Origin of the sequence: Plantactinospora solaniradicis (genome assembly GCF_042658085.1) — a bacterium.
Taxonomy (GTDB): Bacteria; Actinomycetota; Actinomycetes; order Mycobacteriales; family Micromonosporaceae; genus Plantactinospora; species Plantactinospora solaniradicis.
On the sequence record NZ_JBHSPR010000112.1, the window covers coordinates 1 to 5,060 of the forward strand.

Below are 5,060 nucleotides of genomic sequence, written 5' to 3' on the forward strand. Positions count from 1 at the left end.
TCCTATCTACGCAACACGCCCATCACGGGCAAGTCGTACACCACTCCCGTGGACGTGACCGTTCACCACCCGGCAGGCGGGCGAATCCCGAGGCGGCTCAGGGCCACAGCGACCCACCTACCAAAGCGGTGACGCTAGCGGAGACGAACCCGGCCGTCGGGGTCCCTCGTCGTCTCGACCGGAAGACCCAGCCGCTTCAACGTCATGCCCACACTTTCCGTGGTCTCCGGCGAGTCGCCCCACGAACACTCGGTCCAGACCCCGTCCACCTTCTGCGATCGGCCACGACGAGCGCGACAAGACTCAGCACGGTCCCGATCACCAGGCCAACCACGATCGGCCAGCCGATCAGCAGGGCAACTGCGGCCCGGCCAAGCGGCGACCGGCTGGTCATCTTTACTGATTCCCGCTCGGGTGGACACCACGCTCACGACCGACGTCACCGGCCGCGTCGTGCTGGAGCGGGTGCCTACCGGATCGCTCACCGTGACCGCCCGCGACCCTCGTGGACGGCGCGTGGATCAACCCCGCCGCGGCCGTCTCGGCAACCGCGGCGAGCCATTCCCTCACCGTGACGATGCGCGGCACCGCGGACGTGCTGGCTGGTGTGCCCCCGTGGACCATCACCGGCGTCCCGGCCGCCGGTGCGGCGTCGGCCCCGCTCCGACCGGCCGGTCACCCGGCGGTCGGCCAAGGACCTGGCCGTCCAGCAGGCAGGCTACGCGGTCGTCAGCAGCGCGGGCGAGAATGTGCCTCAGGTACGCAGCGCCACGGCCACGGCGGCGAAGGGCACCACCGACGTCGTGCTCGCCTACAAGATCGAGAGCCGGGAGTACCCGAACTCCGTGCTCACAGGCAGTCGCTACAACGACACCTGGAGCGTGGCCGTGCTCGGGCCCTCCGGGCAGGTCCTCTACACAACCCACCGCACGGTGCAATCGCAGGTGGACACGCCGCCGATCTGGAAGGTCGAACCGTTCCTCGGCGGCATCACCGACCAGACCCGGCAGGAACTGGACGTGTCGGCCCTGACGGCAAGCGCCGACGCCGCGCTGACCCTGGTGGTGACGGCCACGGACATCGGCGGCCCGGGCTTCGCCACCAAGGTGGACGCCTCGCTGGGCGCCCTCTCGCCCACCCTGTCGGTCAAGGCGATCCGCAAGGACACCGTGCCCCAGCCGGCGGCCGGCCGCTCGGACCGGTTCAGCATCCCGCGCCCGGGCGAGGCGAACACGTTCCAGCGTACGGTCGACATCGACTACAGCCACGCGGCCAATGTGGCCGGCACGCGGGTCCGCGTCGACCTGGTCAACGGCACCAACGGCACCCTGCAGACGGTGGTGAACGTGCCGATCACCGACCCGGTGGTCACCGCGGTCGATGCCGACACCCTGCGGGTACGAGTCACCTTCGGCGGCGGCACGCTGTCCGGCATCGCCGGCGTGCCACCGCCCACCGACATCATCCGGTACCGGGCGACCCTTACCGGCCTACGCACCGACGGCGTTACCAGCACCAGTTCACCGCTGTTGTCCGCCGACTTCCTCGCGCTTTGGCAGATGCCGGACGGCTTCGATCGCTACAGCACGCGGGACGCGGGCGGCGACGGCTGGGCCTCGCGGGCTACCTGGAACTGGCTCTCCGGCAACCGCGCGCTGGTCACCCGGATCAACGACATCTCGGGCGAGCACGGCCGCGAGCTCGGTCACGCGACGCACCTCACGGGCCGCGACATCGATCTCTACCACGTCTACAACTTTCCGAACAACCCGCAGTTCAACGGAACCGTCAACTTCTACCGCCTGGCGGGAGACACTCGCGCGGCGCTCGCCGGCAACGCGGAGTCCCTGGCCCGGGTGGCGGCATGGGCCACCCAGAGCAGAACGCGGTTCGACGCTCTGATCGCCAACGCCGACACCGAGCGGATCTACTACGCCATCGGACGCGCGATGCCCGGCAGCAACGGCGCCCCGGCACTTGCCCGGGGCTGGGCCCGGGCTCTACTGGAGAACGGGATCTACACCACCGCGGCCGGTCAGGTAGTGAATCTCGGCATCGGCGCCTGGGCCAACGCCGGGCACGCCACGATGCGCTACAACGAAGTCCATGACAACCACTTCCACCTGACGCTGGCCGCGTAAGACACGGCCCGTAGGGGTATCGGGAGCGCGAAGGAGACACAGGCGATCCGATCTTGGAGGAGCGCGATGCCGCTCGGGGCCCTGTTCACCACCGCTGCCCTGACAGTCGCAGCGGCCGGCGCCGTCACCGCGCCGGCCGCTGCGGTGTACTTCGTCGACAGCGTCAACGGCAATGACGCCCACAGCGGCACAGCCCCGGACCAGGCGTGGCAGTCCCTGGACCGGGCGAACACCGCGGCGCTCAACCCCGGCGACCAACTCCTGCTGGCCCGCGGCAGCCGCTTCGCGGACCCACTGGTGATAGCCGCCAGCGGCACCCCGAACGCGCCGATCCTCATCAGCGCGTACGGCGCCACCGGAAACACCCCCGTCATCGAGTCCACGGGCACCGACGACCACTGCGTGACCCTCGACGGGTCGTACTTGACGATGACCTATCTCGACATCCACAACTGTTCCGGGTCGGGTGGCGTGCTGATCCGGGGCAGCTCGGTGACGGTCAGCCGCAACCTGGTCAGCAACAACGAAACCGGCATCGAGGTGCACCAGGACTCGGCGGACGCCCGCGTGCTGGACAACGACCTGGTGAACAACAACCGGATGACCGTGAACGACCCGGGCGGGGACGACGACTACGGCGCATTCGGGATCCTGTTGCACGGGCTACGGACCGAGGTCGCCGGCAACCGGATCTCCGGCAGCGAGGCGTTCTCCCACGACTACGGCCGCGACGGCGGCGCGGTCGAGATCTTCGGCGGCCGGTACAACGTCATCCACCACAACCTCGCGGTCGACAACGTGGCCTTCGCCGAGTTGGGCGGCGCCGGCACGCACGGCAACAGCTATGCCTACAACGTCGTGCGCTCCGGCCTGGACATCGCGGCGGGCCTGGTCACGCGCGGGGCCAGGGACGCCTTCGGCCCGGTCACCGGCACCGTGTTCCGGCACAACACTGTCTACCTCACCGGCGCGCACAGCTACGGCCTGGCGTGTTACGGCGGTTGCGACGCCACGATCCTGGAGGCCCGCGACAACGTCCTGGTGGCGGGATACCGATCCGGGTTCACCGACGGCGTGTACGCCGGGGGCAACAACATCTACCACGGCAGCACATTCGAGGGGAACCCTGCGGCGGACGATGTCTGGGCCGACCCACTGTTCCGCAACGCGGCAGCGGGCGACCTGCATCCCACATCCGCCAGCCCGGTGATCGACACCGCCACCGACGCCAGCTACCCGACCGACCTCGACGGCGTCACCGTCCCCCTGGACGGCGACAACGACGGCCTCGCCGTGCCCGACCGTGGCGCCTACGAGTACCACTAGCGTCGTATCGCGGTGCCTTCTGGAGCGCGTGCCGGCGGATGCCGCGGACCAGCAAGTAGCCGACCATAGCCCATGGAGATGAGCCACAGGCCGAAGAACATCGCTCCCACGCTGTACCGTTCGAGAATTCGGTTTCGGCTACGTTGCTTGCTCGTACTCGTTGATCAACCCGTGGACCACCTTCCTTCGCCGTACCCGCAGCGCACCCAGATCAGCTACCTTCGCCGCAAGGCTGTCCCGATCAGGTGAGCGTTGCCCGCAGGCCTGATGCGGTCGATGCCCGTTGTAGTGCGCCAGGTATTCGCCCAGTACGGCGAGCAGTTGCCGCGTGTTGTACATCAGAATCCGGTCCAGACATTCCCGCCGGACCGTCCGCACCCAGCGCTCCGCGAACGCGTTCGCGCGGGGCGCCTGTGGCGGCGTCCGGAGCACCTCGATACCCTCGGCCTGGAACACGGTGTCGAACATGGCGGTGTACTTGGCATCCCGGTCCCGGATCAGGAACCGGAACCGTTGGGCCCGCTCCCCCAGGTCCAGCATCAGGTTGCGGGCCTGCTGCACCACCCAGTCACTGGTCGGGTTGGTCGTGGCCCCCAGCACGTGTACCCGGCGGGTCGCGATCTCCATGAGGAACAGCACGTAGATGCGGGTCAGGCCGATGGTGTCGACGTGCAGAAAGTCGCAGGCCAGGATGCCTTTGGCCTGCGCGGTGAGGAACGCCGTCTAGGTCGGTCCTGCCCGCCGCGGGGCCGGGCCCACACCAGCCCGGGTCAGAATCGCCCAGATCGTGCTGGCCGCGAGTCGGTAGCCCAGGCCAGCCAGCTCGCCCTGGATGCGCCGACATCCCCAGGTCGGGTTGTCCCGGGCGAGCCGCAGCACCAACTGACGTACCTCGGCCGTGACCGGTGGGCGACCCGGCCGCCGCCTCGGGTAGGTCCACCGCCGCGCGATCAGGTTGCGATGCCAGCGCAACAACGTGGCCGGGGTGACGAAGAACGCTGACCACCGCGCCTGCGGCAGCAGCCTCGACAGCCGGGCCGGCACCACCCGGTCGGCCGGTTCCAGATCCAGCCGGCGCACCTGCCGACGTAGCACCGCGACCTGGTGCCGTAGCACAACCACCTCGACCGCGTTGGTGTGCCCACCGCGGGCCAACAGGATGACCAACTGCAGTGTCTGACGAAGAATTAGGTAGCCGAACGACAAGATCATGACCGGCAGCATGCCGCCACTCATCGATCCCAACGACGGACAAAGTCGCACGTCAGCGCATGTGGCCGAGTTTCCGAACGGTACAGGCCTTCGCGCCCGAACGCCTCGGGCTCTAGTGAGGATCGTCCATGCAAGCCGTTACCGGGCCGCCGTAGATGATCATGTGCTCCCAGTTTGCTACCACCGTAAGGAGCAATCACAAAATGGCCCGTTACCGATGATCCGGTAACGAGCCATTTGACCTGCATATATAACTGGTGGGCGATACTGGGTTTGAACCAGTGACCTCTTCCGCGTCAAGGAACGGACTACAACGCTCTGTGAGGTTCCCCCGCTTTTGTGGAGTGGTGGCTAGCCAACGCTGGTTGGCGTCAGAGGGTT

At 68.0% G+C, this 5,060-nt stretch carries 4 protein-coding genes; 2 read left to right on the plus strand and 2 right to left on the minus strand.

The window, feature by feature from the left end; genetic code table 11:
• Positions 1–644: 644 nt before the first annotated feature.
• Both ACFP2T_RS47295 and ACFP2T_RS47300 read left to right on the plus strand, forming a co-directional pair.
• Entirely contained in the window at positions 645–2,141 is a 1,497-nt protein-coding gene (locus ACFP2T_RS47295) for a hypothetical protein (RefSeq protein WP_377434472.1), read from the plus strand.
• A gap of 66 nt (positions 2,142–2,207) precedes the next feature.
• Complete coding sequence (locus tag ACFP2T_RS47300) at positions 2,208–3,467, plus strand: right-handed parallel beta-helix repeat-containing protein (protein ID WP_377434475.1); 1,260 nt, start codon at positions 2,208–2,210, stop codon at positions 3,465–3,467.
• A 138-nt stretch (positions 3,468–3,605) separates the two neighbouring features.
• Here the strand turns inward: ACFP2T_RS47300 and ACFP2T_RS47305 are convergent, their stop codons facing one another.
• Together ACFP2T_RS47305 and ACFP2T_RS47310 are read right to left on the minus strand one after the other, a co-directional pair.
• A complete protein-coding gene (locus ACFP2T_RS47305; RefSeq protein WP_377434477.1) occupies positions 3,606–4,106 on the minus strand; it encodes an integrase core domain-containing protein in 501 nt (166 codons plus the stop codon).
• Positions 4,107–4,190: 84 nt separating this feature from the next.
• A complete protein-coding gene (locus ACFP2T_RS47310; protein WP_377434480.1) occupies positions 4,191–4,679 on the minus strand; it encodes a helix-turn-helix domain-containing protein in 489 nt (162 codons plus the stop codon).
• Positions 4,680–5,060: the final 381 nt, after the last annotated feature.